Genomic DNA, 19,555 nt, shown 5'->3' with positions numbered 1-19,555 from the left:
AAGCTTGACCCTCTCTAAAATGCCACGCCCGGCCATTGATGTCACATTAACATCATGCTTTACTGACGCAGTGGTTACATCTGCTGCACTTCTGCGTCAGCGCGACCCCTGTTCGCGCGAAAGGTTCCGCTGCGTAAGGGATTCCCCTATCAACAATCAGGCGCAACCTGATATTCGCCATATCCAATAGCCATTAATGTGACGCCATTCTCATTGCATGAACGGAGTCAGGCTTTTGTGTGCGATCGCAAGTCAGTGGCCAACCACCCTCTCGTGTTCCCCAGCCTGCTTCCGGGCCAGCCGCAGTTCGTTTACCCGACGACTCGGTAATGCCGGGGTTCCGACCGCCCTCGTCGACACACACGATATCCCCTCATTTGACATGACGTTGTGGAGATAAGTATGCCGAACGACCGTAAAGAGTGGGCCCAGCGGCTCCCGGAGTTTCTCGTCGAAGCTGAAACACTCCTGGCTAAAACCGAGGAATGCCTGAGTCATCTGCAGTTGATCAGCAATGACAAGGACGCCATCGACTGCATGCTCAGCATACTGCTCAAGCTGGCCAACAAGGCCGATGCCCTGGCGTTGGCGGCCGTGTCTGAGTTTTCTCTACATATTCATGGCCTGCTAAACCACGCACAGAACACGATGAGCCTGCACGACGAGGCGCTGGGTGCCCTGAAAGACTGCCTGACCCTGATTGCCTGGCAACTCGAACTCATCGACCAGACCACCGGGCAACTCAGCCTCGACGACAGCGAGCAGGTCACCCTGATCGAAGCCTTTGCCTTTCAGGTAGGGCAAAGCCGATTTAAACCACCGGTCAATTCCAGGCCGTTCACCCTCGTATCCTATTCGGAACGACAGGCCTGAACTTGCCAAACCATGCCGTAAGGTGTGTTTTGGTTATCAATACTGTGCTGCAACTTGAGCGCGCACATGTCGCAAATGAATACTTCATAGCCATAAACGACATCTTGTAACAAACACTAATTCCCATCGACAGTTACGTGCCTGTCTTCACCAAGGTATTAACCCAGGGACAATCGTCAACTTGCGACCGCAACAACCAACTTGTTCCGTATGGAACCTTCGCCCTGTTCCTGACCTTTCAGACATACATGCGAACGCGACCAACGGTATCTTAAGTGCTACTATGCCGCCTGTTAGTTGGCGCCAATTAATGGCAGTGTGATTGCAGTCGGACAGCCTGTGGCTGATTTCTCCAACAAAAAAGATTAGATCCCGTTGAAGTCGACGCTCCACATTAAAAAACAGGGGCCTGTCAGCCAGCTTGACCGGTCAGCCCGCAGCGTACATCCATTGGCTCCATCCGCTATGCACGCCAGTCTCAAGTCAATCGCCATGTGGCCACCCTCCCGAGAAAATGCACGCACATTCACGCTATTGCTATGCGCCTGCTCGACACTCGGCAGTTTGCTGGTCTATGGCTTGTCCATTCCGTTGCCCCTGGCGTTGCTGGTGCTCAACGTAGCTGCGCTGACCAGTGTTACGGTGCAGTACCGCCTCTCGCGCAAATCCATCAAATTCCAGCCTCAGGAACTGGCCGACCGGCTGTTGCAGGTTCAGGAAAACGAGCGTCACCGGCTGAGCCGGGAACTGCATGACGATATCGGTCAATTGCTCACCGCTGCAAAACTGCAAAGTGACTGGCTCAAACGCCGGATGCCTGAAGAACTCCAGAGTCAATGCTCGGTTCTCTGCGACACACTGGAGGAAACCCTGACCAAAGTTCGTGACGTATCCGCCATTCTCAATCCGCGGCAGTTGACCAGCCTTGGGCTGGAAGCCAGTCTGCGCGCGCACCTGCTCAAGACCCTGACCAACACCCCGGTGCACTGGAGCCTGGAATGCCAGCAGCGCCTGACCGGCATACCGGAGGAAATGGCCGTGGCCGCTTTCCGTATCACCCAGGAAGCGGTCACCAACATCCTGCGACATGCCCAGGCCAAAAACCTGCTGGTATGCCTGCAGCGCCTGCCCCAAGGCCTGAAGTTGCAGATCAGCGATGATGGTCAGGGCTTCGCTCCCGCACCAGACCCTGGTCGCGAAGGGCAACGCGGTATGGCCGGGATGTCGGAACGGATCGATCAACTGGGCGGCACACTGACCGTTACCAGCGAGCCGGGCAAAGGCACTCGAATCGAAGCTCTTTTTCCCTGGGCGCCCCGTGCGCTCGAACGGGCCAGCCCGAATAAGGTTATGCATTGACTTGTAATTTACTACTGGTGGATGACCACTCGCTGATCAGGGCTGGCGTGCGCGCCCTGGTAATGGATCTGCCTGGCTATGCCGTCATCGGTGAGGCCAATGACGGCTCGCAGTTGCTCGAAATGGTCGGGCATCTGTCCCCGGATATTGTCCTGCTGGATATTTCGATGCGCCAGACCGGCGGCCTCGAAGCCTTGCAGCAGCTCAAGCGAGTGCGTCCGCAGAGCAAGGTCCTGATCCTCTCGATGCACACCGACCCAGACCTGATCATGCAGGCTCTGGAGTCCGGAGCCCACGGCTACCTGCTCAAGGACACCACGGCGACCGAACTCGAGCACGCGCTGGAGGCCTTGCGCAACAACGAGCGCTATCTGAGCCCGGCCATTGCCCACACGGTGATCAATCAGGCGTTGAGCCGAAACCAGAAGCATCAACCCGAGCCGGCCGACTCGCACAACCTGACGGCACGTCAGCTGGAAATCCTGCGGTTGATCGTTCGCGGAAAATCCACCCGAGAGATCGCCAACGGCCTGGGACTGAGCATCAAGACCATCGAAACCCACCGTTCGCAGATCATGAAGCGTCTGCAGATCTACGATGTGGCCGGCCTGGTGCTGTTTGCAGTGCGCGAACAAATCATCAGCCTTGATGACTAGTCGCCTCACTGGCATTCAATAGCGGCGAATCCTCAGGCAAATCCACGAGCAGCGCCGCTGAGCGAACCGAGAAACGCTGGTTATCCCCTTCCAGCGGCCCACCATCCAGATTGAGATAAAGCCCTTCCGAGACCTTGATCTCGACCCAGGGCAGGCGCGCACGGACCAACATGCTGTCAATGCCGAAGCCTTCGGTCAGCAGGTATTTCTACGTCCCGTCCACCTCCTGCCAGTCTCGTTGACCTCCCCCCCGTTAAAAGTCGCAAGAAAATGAATTATTTCCAGGCAAAACGACACGGCAGGATTTTTCTTACAAAACGTGAGGAATCGGCTCAATTGACCAGGAATCTGAATTGATAGACCTTGGGGTTACAGCAGGACATCACAAGGACGTGCCATGCAACCCCAAAACCTCGCATCACCGGCCATTTCGGTCTTGCCGCTCACAGATAATAAAATCACAGGCCATCGGGCTGAATGCCGCAACAGCATAAAAGCCACGGGAGAAGTTGATATGGAACCTCGCGTCACCGAGCTGGAAACACACCTCAAGAGCATTCGCAGGGACATGGAAGAAGCCCGGGATGACGTCAAATCCATCAAGCACAGGCTTGCCTATTCCGCCGGCGGAACAGCGGTGATTCTCGGCCTCCTTGGCTGGATCGCCAATAGCCGTTTCGAGCAGGTTATTTCATTGCTTCTGGCGCATTGAGTTGCCTTCAACACAAGACCCGGTTCAAGCAACCGGGTCTTGTGCGGCTAAGCCGCCGAAGCCATCAGCTCAGGACTTCGCTAAATGGAATGAAGAAAATGCTGTCGCCCTGCACCAGCGTGCGACCTTCCAGGACTTCTACCAGTCCATCAGCCCAGGCAGCGCTACGCAGCACACCGGAACTCTGGTTTTTGTAGATCGTCGCCCTGCCGTTTTCCAGCCGTCCACGCAAATACTCACGCCGATTGCCGGGCTGGAGCCAGTCAAACCCCGCCGGCACCTGCACCTTCAGCGGCTCAACGTCTTCCACACCCTGACGACGCAAGAGATAGGGCCTGGTCAACAAAGCAAAGGTCACGAGGGTCGATGCCGGATTGCCCGGCAAGCCGATCACCGGCACACCGCGAAAATGCCCGAACGTCAGCGGTTTACCGGGCTTGATGGCGAGTTTCCACAGCGTCAATTCGCCTTCTTCGCGCAAGGCGATGCCCAGGAAATCGGCTTCTCCTACCGATACGCCACCGGTCGAGAGGATCAGGTCGACATCCCTCAATTCACCCAATCGGGAGCGAGTGGTTTCCAGATTGTCCGGAAGAATCCCCGCGTCGACGACCTCACACCCCAAACGTTGCAACCAGCTGCACAACAACACCCGGTTGCTGTTGTAGATCTGTCCCGGCCCCAGCGTCTGTCCGGGCTCAATCAATTCGTCGCCGGTAGACAGCACCGCCACACGTACCTTGCGAACCACTTCCAGCTCAGCGCATCCCAAGGAGGCAGCCAATCCTTGCTCGATCGGCCCCAGCCGCGTACCTGCCGGCAGAATCAACTCGCCGACGGTCGTTTCCTGGCCTTGCGGACGGATGTTCTGGCCCTGGGTCAAGGATCCTGTGAAACGTACTCGCCCATCGGACTGAACCTCGGCGTTTTCCTGCATCTCGACGCAATCGGCACCGGCGGGAACAGGCGCGCCGGTGAAAATGCGCGCACAGGTTCCTGGCTGCAACGGATCGGGGGCCTGACCGGCAAACACCTTCTGACTGACCACCAACGGCTCTCCTGTCCAGTCAGCCATGCGCAAGGCATAACCGTCCATGGCGCTGTTGGGCCAGGGCGGCAGATCAAGCGTCGATACCAGATCTTCAGCCAGTACACGCCCCTGTACCTGCGCCAATGGCAAGCGTTCACGCTCGACAATCCTTGAGGCCTCGGCCATTTCCAGCAAGCGCGCCAACGCCTGCTCGACAGGCATCAGACTGCCAGCCTTGCCAGGCTTACCCGCGGGATTCACAAGGCGCCGCCTGTTTCAAGTGAGGCACGAAATTGCACGGGCGATGCCGCGAATCCAGCTGCTCGGCAAGTATGCCGTCCCAACCGGTGCGCACTGCATTGGTCGAACCCGGCAAACAGCAGACCAGTGTGCCGTTGGCCAATCCGGCCAAAGTCCGGGACTGAACGGTCGAGGTGCCGATATCGGCAACCGAGATCTGACGGAACAGCTCACCAAATCCGTCAACCTGTTTGTCCAGCAGGCAGCTGACGGCTTCCGGCGTGCTGTCACGCCCGGTAAAACCGGTTCCGCCGGTGATCAGCACAACCTGCACGACATCGTCGGCAATCCAGTTGGCAACTTGCGCGCGAATTTTGTAGAGGTCATCTTTGAGCAACACCCGGGCCGCCAGGTAATGTCCGGCAGCGGTCAAGCGGTCGACAAAAACCTGACCCGAGGTGTCGGTTTCCAGTGTGCGGGTATCGCTGACAGTCAGCACTGCGATGTTCAGCGGTGCGAAAGGTACATCAGCCTTGGCTTTCATAGGCTCGTCCAGTTGTAGGAGAAACAGCCCGGTGTTATATCACAGCGCTCCGTTTTTTCGCCGCTCCCATGGAGACCTGCCATGACCACGAATTCACAATTGCCACCCTGCTCCATTCTGCTCCTGGCGGGCGGACGTGGCCAACGTATGGGTGGGCGGGATAAAGGGTTGCTGGACTGGCACGGTGAACCGCTGATTGCACACTTGCATCGCAAGACCCGTCCGCTGACCGATGACCTGATCATCTCCTGCAATCGTAACCTTGAAAAGTATGGGCCCTACGCCGACCAGTTGGTCCACGATGATGAGGGTGACTTCCCCGGGCCTCTGGCCGGAATTCGCGCAGGTCTGAAAGCGGCTCGCCATACTCATCTGCTGGTCCTGCCATGTGACGTTCCGGGCATTGATGCGGCACTGATCGGCAACATGCGCGAGACCGCCAACCTGCATCCGGACAAACCGCTGATGGTGCGGCATGACAATCACTGGGAGCCGTTGTTGTGCGTGATTCCCGTGGAACACAGGGCGGCGTTCGAGAATGCCTGGAACGAAGGTGAACGCAGCCCTGGCCGGTTGATGCGCAACCTCGGTGCGACCGCGCTGCACTGCCCCGACAACGACCCTCGGCTGGCCAACCTCAACACGCCGGAACTGTTAAGCGGTCATAACCCTGTGTCAGACTGACTTTCATCAGGAACTTGCACGGACGGTGCACGTCTCAGGTTCAGTAATCAAAGATTTCTTATTCGGAGACACACACATGACTCAACGGACCCTCGCCACTTTCATGCTCGCACTCGGCCTCGCAACCCTCGCCGGTTGCTCGTCGCCTACAGTGATCACCTTGAATGACGGTCGCGAAATCCAGGCCGTAGACACGCCACAGTACGACAAGGATTCCGGTTTCTACGAATTCGAACAGCTCGACGGCAAACAGACCCGCATCAACAAAGACCAGGTTCGTACCGTTAAAGAGCTGTAATCCTGGCGCCGCCGGATATACAAAAGCCCGCTTGATGCGGGCTTTTTCATGTCTGAAGAACAGCGCTTCAGGGTAATGCCAGTCAGTTAAGCAATTTCAGCCGCGACACCCTTTGTAGCAGCTGCCGAGCCCGCGAGGCTGCGTTCGGCTGCGAAGCAGTCGTGAGTCCAGCTGACGCGGCCTGCCTGACGAACCGCAATGACTGATTTTACGACTGCTTCGCAGCCGAACGCAGCCTCGCGGGCTCGGCAGCTGCTACAGATCGCATTACCGCTTAACTGACTGGCATTAGCGCTTCAGGATCGTTTTTTGATCACCATTGCAGGGTGATTTCACTCTCGAACTCTCGCTCCCGGCCAGTGACCGGATCGATAAATCTCAGCCCCTGAGCCAGCAGTTTCAAAGGATTGGCATAGTCATCCTGCGCGTCCTTGAGCACCTCGGGGTAAAACGGGTCGTTGCAGATAGCGGCTCCCAACGCTGCCATATGCACCCGCAGCTGGTGTTTCTTGCCCGTCACCGGGTAAAGACCATAACGCCAGAGATCCCCCTGTTTCTCCCTGACTTCAACCGCAGTCTCGGTGTTGCTGGCCCCTGGCCCCTCCTGCATGCGGAAGAACGGTTCGCCATCGACCAGTCGGCTTTTATGAACCAGCGGGAAAGCAAGGTCAGGTAAGGGCGCGGCGATGGCTTCGTAGCGTTTTTCGATCTGCCGGGTTGGGAACAAGGACTGATAAGCCGAACGACTCTGCGGATTGGCGGAAAACAGCACCAGCCCTGCGGTATGCCGGTCAATGCGATGCAATGGCACCAGATGCGGATTATCCAGGCGCCGGATCAAGCGCCTCAGCAGTGTCTGTTCAACGTATTCGCCAGCCGGTGTCACAGGCAGAAAGTGCGGCTTGTCGGCCACCACCAGATGCTCGTCCGCGTACAGGATCGACTCGATCACCGGGATCGGCTTTTCATCCGGCACTTCGCGAAAATAATGAATCCGCAAACCTTCCTTGTAGACCAGATCGAGGGCGATCGGCATGCCCTGCCCATCGAGGACCCGGCCACGGGCGATTCTGTCCAGCCATTGTTCACGACCGATGGCGCTGAAATGCTCACAGAGGCAATCGACAACGGTCTGCCACGGGCCAGGTGGCAAGTAGAGCGTACTGGCCTGACTGTGTGCCGCGGAAAAAGAAGAAGTGGACATACGAAAGCTCTAACCCTCAGTGCAGAGCGGCATTATCCAACAGCAGGGGGAGTGAACCTAGGGGGCGTTCTCAATTAGTTTTCCCGTCGTGAAAACTAATTGAGAACGCCCCTAAGATTCCTCAAGCCGGGATCTGCGTGCGTGCCGCCGCCTCGGTGTACTCCTTGAGCCAGCGCAACACATCGACCGCCTCCCAGCGAGCGGGGTCATACAGGGCATACAACAACCCCTGATAACCCACGACATCGAGTTGCCGGTGATAACCCGCGCGTTGAAACAAGGCTTCGATTTCAGCGAAACAGGTATTGAAATGCGTTTTGTTGAAGGGCGTTTTTCCCTCGGTCACCAGACCATCCAGACGCAACTCACGGACGGCCTCGTGCACGACGTCTGCGGACATCCGGTTCACGCTGCTCTTCAATTGTTCGACATTGACCACGATTCATCCCTCTCACGCCCGGGCTTGCCTGCTCGTTCCCGAAAATCGGCAACGGCAGGCAGATACCGCGAATAGCTGTATACGCATACAGTATCCGATCAACACCGTATAAGCCAAGGGGATCAATCGCAAAGTTCGACAGGCGGGAGATACCGCCAGCGCAAAAACCGCTTAACGCAGGAATGCCACCACTTCCTCGGCACCGAATGGCCAGCCCAGTTCAGCGCCGGTATCGACTCGCCGCAGCACTGGAATACGCAGGCTGTAAGCGGCGAACCACGTTTCATCGTTGGTGATATCCACCAGTTCCACCAGCAGACCGCGCTCGACGAACTCCATCAACATGGCTTCGGCTACTTCACAGAGATGGCATCCAAGGGTGCCGAACAGCTGACATTCGGGAAACATGAGCGCTCAACCAAAAATTGAAGTGATCATTCTAGGCCTGCCCCGAAAAACCGTCGAGCCATTGAGCCCCTGCCCCGATGCCGCCAACGATGAAGAGACCTGAGTCAGTCCTGGCTCACGGCGCCGATCTTGTGGATCGACAGGTCCGCCCCGTAATACTCCTCTTCCTGACTCAGGCGCAATCCATGCAACGCCTTGATCACGCCATACACCGCAAACCCGCCGGCCAGCGCTACAGTGACGCCCAGTACAGTGCCGATCAACTGGCTGATCAGACTGACCCCACCCAGCCCACCCAAAACGGTCTGGCCGAAAATGCCGCAGGCAATACCGCCCCACACGCCGCACAAGCCATGCAACGGCCACACACCCAACACATCGTCGATACGCCATTTGCCTTGGGCTGCGGTAAAGCACCAGACAAACAGCGCCCCCGCGACGGCACCGGTGACCAGCGCCCCCACAGGATGCATCAGATCGGAACCGGCACAGATTGCCACGAGCCCCGCCAACGGGCCGTTGTGCAGAAAGCCGGGGTCGTTGCGCCCGACAATCAGCGCGGCCACCGTACCGCCAACCATGGCCATCAGCGAGTTCACCGCCACCAGTCCGCTGACACCCTGCAGGGTTTGCGCGCTCATGACGTTGAAACCGAACCAGCCGACGATCAGGATCCACGAGCCCAACGCCAGAAACGGGATGCTCGATGGCGCGAACGCGACCAGGCGTCCGTCGCGATAACGGCCGTTACGCGGCCCGAGCAACAACACCGCCGCCAGCGCCAGCCAACCGCCCATGGCATGCACCACCACCGAGCCGGCAAAATCATGGAAACCGGCACCAAAGCGCTCCAGCAACCAGGCCTGCAAGCCCAGGTTGCCATTCCAGACAATGCCTTCGAAGAACGGATAGATAAACGCAACAATCAACGCTGTCGCACACAGTTGCGGAACAAACCTGGCCCGCTCGGCGATTCCTCCGGAAATGATTGCCGGGATCGCCGCGGCAAAGGTCAGCAGGAAGAAAAACTTCACCAGTCCATAGCCATGGTCGGCATTGAGCACGGCCGCTGGCTGCATGAACGTCACGCCATAGGAAATCCAATAGCCTATAAAGAAGTAGGCCAATGTCGAAACGGCGAAATCGCTGAGGATTTTCGACAACGCATTGACCTGGTTTTTCTGTCGCACGGTTCCGACTTCGAGAAAGGCAAAACCGGCGTGCATGGCCAGAACCATGACCGCACCGATCAGAATGAACAGCGTGTTGGAGCTATGGACCAGGGTGTCCACAGCGCTTTGCAGGTTTTCCATGGGATGGGCAGACCTTATGGCAGAAAAAAAGCACCAAAGCAGTTCGCGAAGACCGTCCATGCACCAAGTTGCAGCTTCGAAGCATCAGCTGACTGATCTTGTTGAACCGCTTTGGCGCACGGATTGCGTCCAGGCGAAACAGGCCCCGGAGGTTTACGCGAGTTTTTGATTGTTGGTCCTACGGTTTTACTGAAATCATGCCCGGCTATAGCGCAATGGTGCGGACCGGCGCACCACCACACAGCAAAAGTTGTACCAGTCATTTGTACTGAACCTTCGCCGAAGGCTCATACTCGAACACATCAGAAAGCCACTTATGGAGATCTCCCATGGCCCGCACCCAGGCAAAGACTGCTCAAGAAATCCTGATGAACGACTTTCAGACACTGGTCAGTGACACCGAGCGGTTGCTGGAGCACACCGCGACCCTGGCCGGTGATCAGGCTGACGAGCTGCGCGAGCAGATTCACGACAGTCTGTTGCGTGCTCGTGAAACCCTGAAACTGACCGAAGACTCCCTGCGCGAACGCGGCAAGGCTGCTGTTACCGCCACTGAGGACTATGTCCAGGCCAATCCTTGGCAATCCGTCGGGATCGCGGCTGGCGTGGGCTTTCTGATCGGCCTGCTGGCTAGCCGGCGCTGATATGTCGATCGGTGAATCCGGCCCGTCTGTAACGGGAACAAGCTCCTCTTCGCGGCGCCTGGGCGCCGCCTTCCTTGGGTTGCTGCACAGCCATGTCGAGCTGTTCGGCATCGAATTGCAGGAACAGAAAGCCCGCACCGTCAGCCTGTTGCTGTTTGCCGGCCTGGCCCTGGTGTTCGCGTTATTGCTGTTGGTGGGATTGTCGACGCTGGTGCTTATCGTGTTTTGGGACACATATCGCCTGACCGCCATCATCGGGCTCTGTGTGTTCTACACCCTCGCCGCCCTATTTTGTGGAATGCGCTTGAGAGCAGCGATTTTCGATGAGTCCTCGCCCTTCAATGGCACGCTGGAAGAGCTGGCCAACGATCGGGAGCGCCTGCTGCCATGAGCCTGCCTGAACTGCCACACAACAGCTCGCGCACGGAAATGCGCAAGGCCCTGATCCGCCTGCGCATGGAAATGCATCGTCAGGAAATCCGCCACGAATCCGCGCAACTGCTGCAACCCTTGCAACGCGTACGCGGGATGACGCAAAACCTGCAGGACGGCTTCGGCATCAAACACGCTCCACTCTGGGGCGTGGCCGCCGTCACCTTGCTGGGTTTTCTGACCGGCAAGGGTGCAAAAAACGGTGATGGCCTCAGCAGCCTGACCCGTCTGGTCCGGCTCGGCACCACACTGGGGCCGCTGATCAAACTGATCATGCAGGGCTCTTCGCGCAAAGACTGACCGGTTTCTTTCTGACTGCATTCTTGCGACGTCAACGGGATGTGCCCCTCTATCGAGGGGTGCCATCCTGTGCACCTGCCCGGTCAACAGACACCCTCCAGAAACGACACCTTGCCAAGGAGTCGACGCTGCCGGGTTGTAGTTCCGCTTGCAGGTCATGGCGCGAAACGGGAAGCTAGGCCATCAGTCACCTGACGGAGAGACCCCGCCTTGGATTGGCACACCCTGCTTACCCGCGAACGCCTCGGAAAACCGCTGCACAGCCCTGAAGAACTCGGCCGCAGCCCTTTTCACAAAGACCACGACCGCATCATTTTCTCGGGGGCTTTTCGTCGCCTCGGGCGCAAGACCCAGGTCCATCCGGTGTCCAGCAATGATCACATTCATACGCGTCTGACCCACTCACTGGAAGTCAGTTGCGTGGGTCGCTCACTGGGCATGCGGGTCGGCGAAACCATCCGCAACGCCCTGCCCGACTGGTGCGAACCCAGCGACCTGGGGATGGTGGTGCAATCGGCTTGCCTGGCACACGACATCGGCAACCCGCCTTTCGGCCACTCCGGTGAAGATGCGATCCGTCACTGGTTCCAGCAAGCGGCCGGCCGTGGCTGGCTGGATGCAATGAGTGAAGCCGAGCGCAATGACTTCCTGAACTTCGAAGGCAATGCCCAGGGCTTTCGGGTACTCACTCAACTGGAGTATCACCAGTTCGACGGCGGCACCCGACTGACCTATGCAACGCTGGGCACGTACCTGAAGTATCCATGGACGGCCAGGCACGCCGACTCGCTGGGCTACAAGAAACACAAGTTCGGCTGTTATCAGAGCGAGTTGCCACTACTGGAGCAGATCGCCCATAAACTCGGCCTGCCGCAACTGGAGGAGCAACGCTGGGCACGGCATCCGCTGGTGTACCTGATGGAAGCCGCCGACGACATCTGTTATGCGCTGATCGACCTGGAAGACGGCCTGGAAATGGAGTTGCTGGAATACGCCGAAGTCGAGTCTCTGCTGCTGGGCCTGGTGGGTGATGATTTGCCGGAAACCTACCGCCAGCTTGGCCCCGGCGATTCGCGCCGACGCAAACTGGCGATCCTGCGCGGCAAAGCCATCGAGCACCTGACCAATGCCGCGGCCCGCGCCTTCGTCGAGCAACAGGACGCGCTATTGGCCGGTACATTGCCCGGCGATCTGGTAGAACACATGCACGGGCCCGCCAAGCGTTGTGTGCTGAACGCCAAGGACATGGCCCGCAAGAAAATCTTCCAGGACAAGCGCAAGACTCTGCACGAGATCGGCGCCTACACCACGCTGGAAATCCTGCTCAACGCCTTTTGTGGTGCAGCGCTGGAGCAGCACAACGGCCGTACGCCGTCGTTCAAAAGCCGGCGCATCCTTGACCTGCTGGGCAACAATGCACCCGATCCTCACGGCCCATTGCACACTTCGTTTTTGCGCATGATTGATTTCATCGCCGGCATGACCGACAGCTATGCCAGTGACATGGCCCTGGAAATGACCGGACGCGCCAGGCACTGAGGCGTATCGATTGATCAGCCATTACGGCATTCGTTATGGCTGATCCCCCCTTCAAACTCCAACAGCACTCAAGTTTCGTCGAATCGCCCTACAGCACATGGCGAGCAAACTGATCGCTTGCCCGGCACTCTCGCGAAACAATCGCCCTCCCTTCTGTTCGACAGATGAAGTGCACCCCATGGCCGAAGACGATCTACGCATCCTCTTGGTGGAAGACCATCCCTTCCAACTAATAGCCACTCAATACCTGCTGGAAAGTTATGGCTTCACCCGACTGACTACCACCGATAGCGCCCAAGGCGCCATGCAGCAAATGCTCGGGGCCGACCAACCGTTCGACATTCTTTTATGTGATCAATGCCTGCCCGATCTGACAGGACTCGATCTGGTCCGGTTCGCCAGCCAGCGAGGGCTGATCAGACAGGCGATCATTCTGAGTAGCCTGACGACGTCTGAACTGGATGAACTTGAAAAAACGGCCACTGAACACGGGCTGCCATTATTGGGTTACTTGATAAAACCATTGAAACAATCTGAATTTAGAGACCTGTTGACCTCGGCACCAACGTAGAAAAAAGACACATATAAAAGCCGACAAACACACAGCGTAAAACTTACAAACAACTTCCTTCCGAAGTGCATCAGAGCATTGGAACTTCTTGGCCTTCCTAATAAGAAACCTAGTTAATGCGTAGTCCAATTCTTTTTATTCTGTAGGATTTCTCCTATATCGCTGCTACAGCCCGGTCAGTTCATGCGTCCCTTGAAGTATCTGAGCTAAGGTGCGCGCTTTATTTGAGCTCGCATGGGACTTGATTATGAACTCCGTTTTTATTGTCGACGATCACCCGGTTATCCGCCTTGCCGTTCGAATGTTACTGGAACATGAAGGTTACAAAGTCGTCGGCGAAACTGACAATGGGGTTGACGCCATGCAGATGGTTCGCGAATGCATGCCAGACCTGGTCATACTCGACATCAGCATTCCAAAACTGGATGGCCTGGAAGTGCTATCCCGATTCAACGCAATGAGTACCCCTCTTAAAACACTGGTACTGACAGCACAATGCCCGACACTTTTCGGCATTCGTTGCATGCAATCCGGTGCATCGGGCTATGTCTGCAAACAAGAGGACATCAGTGAACTGGTCAGCGCCATAAAAGCGGTGTTTGCAGGTTACAACTATTTTCCGAGCGAGGCCTTGAACCCCGTCCGCGGAGATGAAACACGCTGTATTGAACTGGAGTTGTTCAAATCCGTAAACGACCGGGAACTTATGGTCTTGCAACTTTTTGCCCAAGGCCGCACAAACAAGGAAATCGCCAAGGGCATGTTTCTGAGCAACAAGACCGTGAGCACCTACAAAAAGCGCCTCATGCAGAAACTCAAAGCCAAATCCCTGGTTGAACTGATCGAGATGGCAAAACGTAACGCACTCGTGTGAGAACCTGGATGCCCAGCCGTTTGAAGGTCTATCTGATTCAAGTGACCGCAGGTCTATGCGTGTGCACCTCATTGTTCGGGGCACCGGGCAATGAACAATACACGCTGCTCAGCCGCTCGAAGGCCGGGGCGCTGGAGGTTCGACTGGATGAATCCCAGCGACAATGGATACAACACAAAAATCAACTGACGCTCGGTACGTCGGCCCCGGACTATCCCCCTTTCGACCTGACCACCAGTGGTCAGGACTATGAAGGGTTTACCGCCGATTACGCGGGTCTTCTGGGAAAAACGACCGGCTTGCCCATCAAGGTTCGGCGTTTCGATTCCCGAGGAGCCGCGATCGCTGCGCTGGAGAACGGCGAAGTCGATCTGCTTGGCACCGCCAATGGATTCGAAGCTGGCAATGCCAACATTGCACTGTCCATACCCTATGCCGTCGATCAACCCGTATTGGTGACCCGCGAAGGGGAAACCCGATCCCTCACCGATGGCCTGGCCGGATTGCGCCTGAGCATGGTGTATCACTACTTGCCGCTGGCAGAAGTCAGGGCGTTGTACCCGAAGGCGATCATCACGTCCTATCCGTCCTACCAGAATGCGATCAATGCCGTTGCTTTCGATCAGGCGGACGTGTTTCTCGGTGACACCATTTCAACTCACTACATGATCAACAAGGGATACCTGAACAACATCCGCATGGCCAACTTCGGCAAACATGAAGCCTATGGTTTCAGCTTCGCCGTTAACAGGAACAACCCCGAGCTGCTCGGCATCATCAATGCGATGATCACGGCCATCCCCGCCAGTGAACGGGAAAACATCGCCAAACGCTGGAGCGCCGGTAGCGACATTCTGCTGACCGATCAAAAGCTGCAACTCACTGACCGGGAAGAACGCTGGCTGGCACAGCACCCGATAGTGCGCGTCGTCGTCAACGAAGCCTTTGCGCCACTGACGTTTTTCGATAGCAATGGCAACTTTCGCGGGGTCACCGCGGATTTGCTTGAACTGATCAGACTGCGCACCGGCTTGCGCTTTGACATCCGGCGCAGTCGCAGCGATGACGAAATGATCAAACAGATCAAGGACAACAAGGCCGATGTGATCGCCGCGTTGCTTCCCAGCGCCCAACGTCAAATCCAGCTGAACTTTACCCGCCCCTTTCTGGAAAATTCCTACGTCCTGCTGACCCGCAAAGCCGCTGACAGCCCGACCAACCTCACGCAGTTACAGGACAAGCGTCTGGCCATTGCCCGCGGCAATCCACTCATGGATTACCTGCGCAAAGAGTTTCCACGGATCAACTTGATCGAAACCCCGGACACATTCAGCGCGGTAGAGTCACTCGCCGAAGGGCAGGCCGAGGGCGCGGTGAACTCACTGGTCATTGCCAATTACTTCATTTCCTCGCGGCTGTTCGAGCACACATTGCAAATCAGCACCACCATCGGCACCGAGCAGGCGGCGTTTTCCCTTGCCACCGCTCGGGGCGCCAAAGAGTTGAACGCCATCCTCAACAAGGCGTTACTGAGCATCTCGCCGGAAGAGCTGGGCATCATCAACAGTCGCTGGCGTGGCTATTCGGCGTCCTCGCAAAGCACCTGGCGCAACTATCAAAGGCTGTTTTACCAGATTGTCATCGGTGCAGGCGTGCTGTTGCTGATTTCCATTGCATGGAACGACTACATGCGCCGCCAGATCAAGCAGCGCAAAGCCGCCGAGCGTGCGTTGAACGATCAGTTCGAGTTCATGCGATCGCTGGTCAATGGCACGCCCCATCCGATCTACGTACGTGATCGCCAGGGGCTGCTGCAAAGTTGCAACGACAGTTACCTGCAAGCGTTCTGCGCCAGGCGTGAAGATGTCATCGGCAAAAGCGTCATGCAGGGATCGATGAGCAATGTGTTCGAAGCCCGGGAGTACCAGGCTGACTACCAACGCGTGGTGGCCGAGGGCAGACCGCTGATCGTCGATCGCGAGCTGCACATCGGTGGCCAGCGCCTGACGATCTATCACTGGATTCTTCCCTATCGGGATTCAAGCGCAAAAGTGCAAGGCATCATAGGTGGCTGGATCGACATCAGCGACCGCCGGCAACTGCTCGATGATCTGCGTTGCGCGAAAGAGCGTGCCGATAACGCCAACCGGGCCAAAAGCACGTTTCTGGCGACGATGAGTCATGAGATCCGCACGCCGATGAATGCAATCATTGGCATGCTTGAACTGACACTCAAGCGTCTTGATCATCAGCACCCGGAGCGTCCGGCCATCGATGTCGCGTACAACTCGGCGAAAGGGTTGCTGGAGCTGATTGGCGACATTCTCGACATTGCCAGAATCGAATCAGGACGCTTGAGCCTGAGCCCGGAGCGCGTTAGTCCGGGTGAACTCGTGGCCTCGGTCGTGCGGATTTTCGATGGCCTGGCCCGACAGAAGGAGCTCGAGTTGGTGCTGGAGTTTTCATCGGCCAACCCGACCTTCGATGTGTTGCTGGACCCTTTGCGCTTCAAGCAAGTGCTGTCCAATCTGATCAGCAATGCCATCAAGTTTACAGAACAAGGCCGGGTCCGGGTCATCGTCGACCTGCACCCGGCAACGCAACCTGAGCACGTGCAGATGCGGGTGCAGGTTCACGACAGTGGTATCGGAATCAGCGAACAGGATCAACAGCGCCTGTTCGAACCCTTCGCTCAGGCCGACAACGTCATGCAATCGGCCAGGGGAGGCGCAGGGCTGGGGCTGGTGATCAGCCGCAACCTCTGCGAAATGATGGGCGGCAGTCTGCAATTGCACAGTGAGCCGGGCGTCGGCACTCAAGTGGAGGTGTTGCTGCAGCTGGAAACGTTGCCGCTGCAACAGTCAGCCCGGGTGGCCGAAACGCAAATCATCGTCGCCACAACCCCATTGAGTGTGCTGGTAGTCGACGATCACTCGGCCAATCGCTTGCTCACCTGCCAGCAACTGGAGTTTCTTGGACATCGATTTACCGTCGCGGCCGATGGCCAGGAGGGACTGGAGGCATGGAAAGACCAGCCTTTTGATCTGGTGATCGCCGATTGCAATATGCCGGTCATGAACGGTTACGAGCTGGCCCGTGCCATTCGCCAGCATGAACGACAAAACCATCGCCCTCCCTGCACCGTTCTCGGCTTTACCGCCAATGCCCAACCGGAAGAAGTACAACGCTGCAAACAGGCCGGAATGGACGACTGCCTGTTCAAACCCCTCAGCCTCGGTGCCTTGAGTCAATGGGTGGAAGGCATTGAACCCACCCATGCAACCCCGGCGTTCAGCCTCCACGGGTTGAAACTGATGACCGGGGGCAACCCGATGTTGAACCGACGATTGCTCAACGAGTTGGTGAACAGTAACCGTCAGGATCTGCAAACACTGTTGTCGCTATCCAGCTCCGGGGATACGCACGCGCTGCAGGACATTGCCCACAAAATCAAAGGCGCTGCCCGGATAGTGCAAGCCTCCCGCCTGATCGACCGCTGCGAGGCACTCGAAGCAGCCTGCCATGAGGATTTCGATCGCGAAAAAGTGGCTGGATGCTGCAAATCCATGGAGTGCGCCATGCTTGAGCTGGAGGACGCGCTACTACGTCAGATCGAGCATTACGACGAAGGCAAAGTGACAGAGCCTTAACTATGCCTGGACCCTCAGCAGTGTGTTGACCCTCATGGAGAAACCCGCAATGCCTGACCCACTGCCCACGGATCCACACCGGTTTCCACTGCATGTCCATATCAGCGTGATGTTCACCTTTTTATTGTTGCTGACCGGGGTGGTGCCGGGTCTGTTCAACTACCGGCAAACCACACCGATCATACTGTCCAGCAGTGAAAAGCTCTTCAACCGCATTGAGCAGGATGTCCGCCTGGACCTGCACGCCACCTATGAACCCATTCGTCATCTGTTGAGCCTGCTGGCCAAGGCCGGCCTGGCGTCTTGATCAGCAGTCGGTCAGACGCAGGAAAATCGCTGCCAGTTGTTCGATTCCGGCCTGGTCCTGAGTGGTGAAACGCGCGAGTTTCGGACTGTCGAGATCGAGCACGCCGATCAATCGGCCGTCCTTGACCAAGGGTACGACCAATTCGCTGTTCGAGGCGCTGTCGCAGGCAATGTGACCGGGGAACGCGTGCACATCTTCGACTAGCTGAGTCTGCAAGGTGGCTGCCGCTGTCCCGCATACACCGCGACCGAACGGAATCCGCACGCAAGCGATCTGCCCCTGAAACGGGCCCAGCACCAGTTCTTCATTGCGGTTGAGGTAGAAACCGGCCCAGTTCAAGTCATCGAGCTGATTGAACAGAAACGCCGAGAACTGCGCGGCATTGGCGATGAAATCCCGTTCGTCCGCCAGCAAGGACTCAAGCTGCGCGTGCAGCATGCCGTAACCTTCGAGGCCCTGGCCGCTCTTTTGTAAATCGATCATGCCTTGTGCTCCAACAGTTTCAGCCCGACCCAATAACGGGCAAATTGATAAGCGCAACGTCCATTGCGATTGCCTCTGCCTGTGGCCCAGCGTACCGCCAGGATGTCCAGCTCTTCGCTGCGCTGCCATGCCAGTCCGGCCTTGCCGGCCAACTGGCCGATCCAGTGCTCGACGACGTTGAGGAAGTGTTCCTGGGTAAACGGATAGAACGATAGCCACAGGCCGAAGCGGTCCGACAGCGCGATCTTGTCTTCCACCGCCTCGCTGGGATGCAATTCGCCGTCGACCCGTTTCCAGTTTTCGTTGTCACTTTCCTTTTCCGGCACCAGGTGGCGACGGTTGGAAGTGGCGTACAGCAAAACGTTGTCCGGCGCCTGTTCCAGCGAGCCATCAAGGACGCTTTTGAGCACCCGGTAATCGCCCTCGCCCGACTCGAACGAGAGGTCATCGCAAAACAGCACGAAACGCTGGGGCAGTTTGCCGATCTGTTCGACCACTCGAGGCAGGTCTGCCAGGTGATCACGTTCAATCTCGATCAGGCGCAAACCGGCTTGAGCGTGTTCGGCCAACAAGGCGCGCACCAGCGACGACTTACCGGTGCCCCGCGAGCCCCAGAGCAAGGCGTGGTTGGCCGGCATGCCGTCGAGGAATTGCCGGGTATTGCGCCCAAGCTGCTCGACTTGCCGGTCGACGCCGATCAGGTCCGACAAACGCATGTCGAGGCTGACCTCCAGCGGCATCAGATAACCGCCGCGCGACTCACGCTGCCAGCGCGCGGCCAGGCATTGCGTCCAGTCGATGGCTGGCCGCGGTGCCGGCAGCAACGGCTCGATACGGGCCAGAACGGCATCGGCGCGTTCAAGAAAAGCATTCAATCGGGAATCCACGACTTCTCCTCGGGCACGTTCACAGTAATGATGGTGATACAGCGACGAAACACAGCGTCAGACAAGTGGCCGCCCCCGCAGTACAGGCCTCGCGAGAACATCAACAGG

General features: G+C 57.4%; 21 protein-coding genes and 2 pseudogenes. 14 read left to right on the top strand and 9 right to left on the bottom strand.

Translation table 11 applies throughout. The annotated features are described in order from the left end of the window. Positions 1 to 402 precede the first annotated feature (402 nt). From ACEN8Z_RS10760 to ACEN8Z_RS10750, 3 genes are all read left to right on the top strand, one after another. The gene (locus ACEN8Z_RS10760; protein ID WP_495597594.1) at positions 403 to 873 is read left to right on the top strand and encodes a hypothetical protein; all 471 of its coding nucleotides are present in this window, start codon (positions 403 to 405) and stop codon (positions 871 to 873) included. A 465-nt stretch (positions 874 to 1,338) separates the two neighbouring features. Then, entirely contained in the window at positions 1,339 to 2,232 is an 894-nt protein-coding gene (locus tag ACEN8Z_RS10755) for a sensor histidine kinase (protein WP_495597593.1), read from the top strand. Then, positions 2,229 to 2,888 carry a response regulator transcription factor gene (locus tag ACEN8Z_RS10750; RefSeq protein ID WP_495597592.1) on the top strand — a complete coding sequence of 220 codons (660 nt, stop codon included), beginning with the start codon at positions 2,229 to 2,231 and terminating at the stop codon, positions 2,886 to 2,888. The genes ACEN8Z_RS10755 and ACEN8Z_RS10750 overlap by 4 nt, the downstream gene beginning before the upstream one ends. Here ACEN8Z_RS10750 and ACEN8Z_RS10745 read toward each other — a convergent pair. Continuing rightward, positions 2,872 to 3,096 (bottom strand): annotated as a pseudogene (locus ACEN8Z_RS10745) (lipid kinase YegS); the annotation flags it as partial. The gene ACEN8Z_RS10750 and the pseudogene ACEN8Z_RS10745 sit on opposite strands and share 17 nt — an antisense overlap. A 189-nt stretch (positions 3,097 to 3,285) precedes the next feature. On the opposite strand from ACEN8Z_RS10745, the gene ACEN8Z_RS10740 reads away from it, so the two are divergent. Then, positions 3,286 to 3,600: a hypothetical protein gene (locus tag ACEN8Z_RS10740; RefSeq protein ID WP_177413820.1), complete on the top strand. Its 315-nt coding sequence runs from the start codon at positions 3,286 to 3,288 to the stop codon at positions 3,598 to 3,600. A gap of 64 nt (positions 3,601 to 3,664) precedes the next feature. On the opposite strand, the gene ACEN8Z_RS10735 is transcribed toward ACEN8Z_RS10740, so the two are convergent. Both ACEN8Z_RS10735 and moaB read right to left on the bottom strand, forming a co-directional pair. After that, a complete protein-coding gene (locus ACEN8Z_RS10735) occupies positions 3,665 to 4,891 on the bottom strand; it encodes a molybdopterin molybdotransferase MoeA (RefSeq protein ID WP_495597591.1) in 1,227 nt (408 codons plus the stop codon). Continuing rightward, positions 4,875 to 5,414, bottom strand: coding sequence for a molybdenum cofactor biosynthesis protein B (gene moaB / locus ACEN8Z_RS10730; protein WP_007990181.1), 540 nt, complete (start codon positions 5,412 to 5,414; stop codon positions 4,875 to 4,877). The genes ACEN8Z_RS10735 and moaB overlap by 17 nt, the downstream gene beginning before the upstream one ends. Before the next feature lie 81 nt (positions 5,415 to 5,495). On the opposite strand from moaB, the gene mobA reads away from it, so the two are divergent. Both mobA and ACEN8Z_RS10720 read left to right on the top strand, forming a co-directional pair. Next, entirely contained in the window at positions 5,496 to 6,098 is a 603-nt protein-coding gene (gene mobA / locus ACEN8Z_RS10725) for a molybdenum cofactor guanylyltransferase MobA (protein WP_495597590.1), read from the top strand. 76 nt (positions 6,099 to 6,174) lie between these two features. After that, complete coding sequence (locus ACEN8Z_RS10720) at positions 6,175 to 6,396, top strand: YgdI/YgdR family lipoprotein (RefSeq protein ID WP_007990184.1); 222 nt, start codon at positions 6,175 to 6,177, stop codon at positions 6,394 to 6,396. 313 nt (positions 6,397 to 6,709) lie between these two features. On the opposite strand, the gene ACEN8Z_RS10715 is transcribed toward ACEN8Z_RS10720, so the two are convergent. From ACEN8Z_RS10715 to ACEN8Z_RS10700, 4 genes are all read right to left on the bottom strand, one after another. Next, positions 6,710 to 7,600, bottom strand: coding sequence for a pseudouridine synthase (locus ACEN8Z_RS10715; protein WP_495597589.1), 891 nt, complete (start codon positions 7,598 to 7,600; stop codon positions 6,710 to 6,712). A gap of 121 nt (positions 7,601 to 7,721) precedes the next feature. After that, complete coding sequence (locus ACEN8Z_RS10710) at positions 7,722 to 8,039, bottom strand: hypothetical protein (RefSeq protein ID WP_007983466.1); 318 nt, start codon at positions 8,037 to 8,039, stop codon at positions 7,722 to 7,724. A 171-nt stretch (positions 8,040 to 8,210) separates the two neighbouring features. Then, the gene (locus tag ACEN8Z_RS10705; protein WP_008003305.1) at positions 8,211 to 8,447 is read right to left on the bottom strand and encodes a glutaredoxin family protein; all 237 of its coding nucleotides are present in this window, start codon (positions 8,445 to 8,447) and stop codon (positions 8,211 to 8,213) included. 104 nt (positions 8,448 to 8,551) lie between these two features. Beyond that, positions 8,552 to 9,760: an ammonium transporter gene (locus ACEN8Z_RS10700; RefSeq protein WP_495597588.1), complete on the bottom strand. Its 1,209-nt coding sequence runs from the start codon at positions 9,758 to 9,760 to the stop codon at positions 8,552 to 8,554. Between the two features lie 329 nt (positions 9,761 to 10,089). On the opposite strand from ACEN8Z_RS10700, the gene ACEN8Z_RS10695 reads away from it, so the two are divergent. The 8 genes and pseudogenes from ACEN8Z_RS10695 to ACEN8Z_RS10660 form a co-directional block, all read left to right on the top strand. Then, the gene (locus ACEN8Z_RS10695) at positions 10,090 to 10,404 is read left to right on the top strand and encodes an ElaB/YgaM/YqjD family protein (RefSeq protein ID WP_007983472.1); all 315 of its coding nucleotides are present in this window, start codon (positions 10,090 to 10,092) and stop codon (positions 10,402 to 10,404) included. Between the two features lies 1 nt (position 10,405). Further along, entirely contained in the window at positions 10,406 to 10,795 is a 390-nt protein-coding gene (locus tag ACEN8Z_RS10690; RefSeq protein ID WP_007983474.1) for a phage holin family protein, read from the top strand. Continuing rightward, complete coding sequence (locus ACEN8Z_RS10685; protein ID WP_008002660.1) at positions 10,792 to 11,136, top strand: hypothetical protein; 345 nt, start codon at positions 10,792 to 10,794, stop codon at positions 11,134 to 11,136. Before ACEN8Z_RS10690 ends, ACEN8Z_RS10685 begins: the two co-directional genes overlap by 4 nt. A 210-nt stretch (positions 11,137 to 11,346) precedes the next feature. Further along, complete coding sequence (locus ACEN8Z_RS10680) at positions 11,347 to 12,675, top strand: deoxyguanosinetriphosphate triphosphohydrolase (RefSeq protein ID WP_108229902.1); 1,329 nt, start codon at positions 11,347 to 11,349, stop codon at positions 12,673 to 12,675. A 178-nt stretch (positions 12,676 to 12,853) separates the two neighbouring features. Continuing rightward, positions 12,854 to 13,246 carry a response regulator gene (locus ACEN8Z_RS10675; RefSeq protein WP_495597587.1) on the top strand — a complete coding sequence of 131 codons (393 nt, stop codon included), beginning with the start codon at positions 12,854 to 12,856 and terminating at the stop codon, positions 13,244 to 13,246. A gap of 247 nt (positions 13,247 to 13,493) precedes the next feature. Further along, positions 13,494 to 14,120 carry a response regulator transcription factor gene (locus ACEN8Z_RS10670; RefSeq protein WP_008002663.1) on the top strand — a complete coding sequence of 209 codons (627 nt, stop codon included), beginning with the start codon at positions 13,494 to 13,496 and terminating at the stop codon, positions 14,118 to 14,120. 8 nt (positions 14,121 to 14,128) lie between these two features. Further along, entirely contained in the window at positions 14,129 to 17,770 is a 3,642-nt protein-coding gene (locus ACEN8Z_RS10665; protein WP_495597586.1) for a transporter substrate-binding domain-containing protein, read from the top strand. 49 nt (positions 17,771 to 17,819) lie between these two features. Further along, positions 17,820 to 18,056 (top strand): annotated as a pseudogene (locus tag ACEN8Z_RS10660) (hypothetical protein); the annotation flags it as partial. 21 nt (positions 18,057 to 18,077) lie between these two features. Here ACEN8Z_RS10660 and ACEN8Z_RS10655 read toward each other — a convergent pair. After that, positions 18,078 to 18,560, bottom strand: a complete 483-nt coding sequence (locus ACEN8Z_RS10655) for a GAF domain-containing protein (RefSeq protein WP_085724995.1) — start codon at positions 18,558 to 18,560, stop codon at positions 18,078 to 18,080. Continuing rightward, positions 18,557 to 19,447, bottom strand: coding sequence for an ATP-binding protein (locus ACEN8Z_RS10650; protein WP_008002667.1), 891 nt, complete (start codon positions 19,445 to 19,447; stop codon positions 18,557 to 18,559). The genes ACEN8Z_RS10655 and ACEN8Z_RS10650 overlap by 4 nt, the downstream gene beginning before the upstream one ends. Positions 19,448 to 19,555 lie beyond the last annotated feature (108 nt).

The organism is Pseudomonas sp. Pseusp10 (assembly GCF_059492225.1).
The sequence above is the reverse complement of the archived record's forward strand: the minus strand, read 5'-3'. Positions and strand labels throughout refer to the sequence as shown.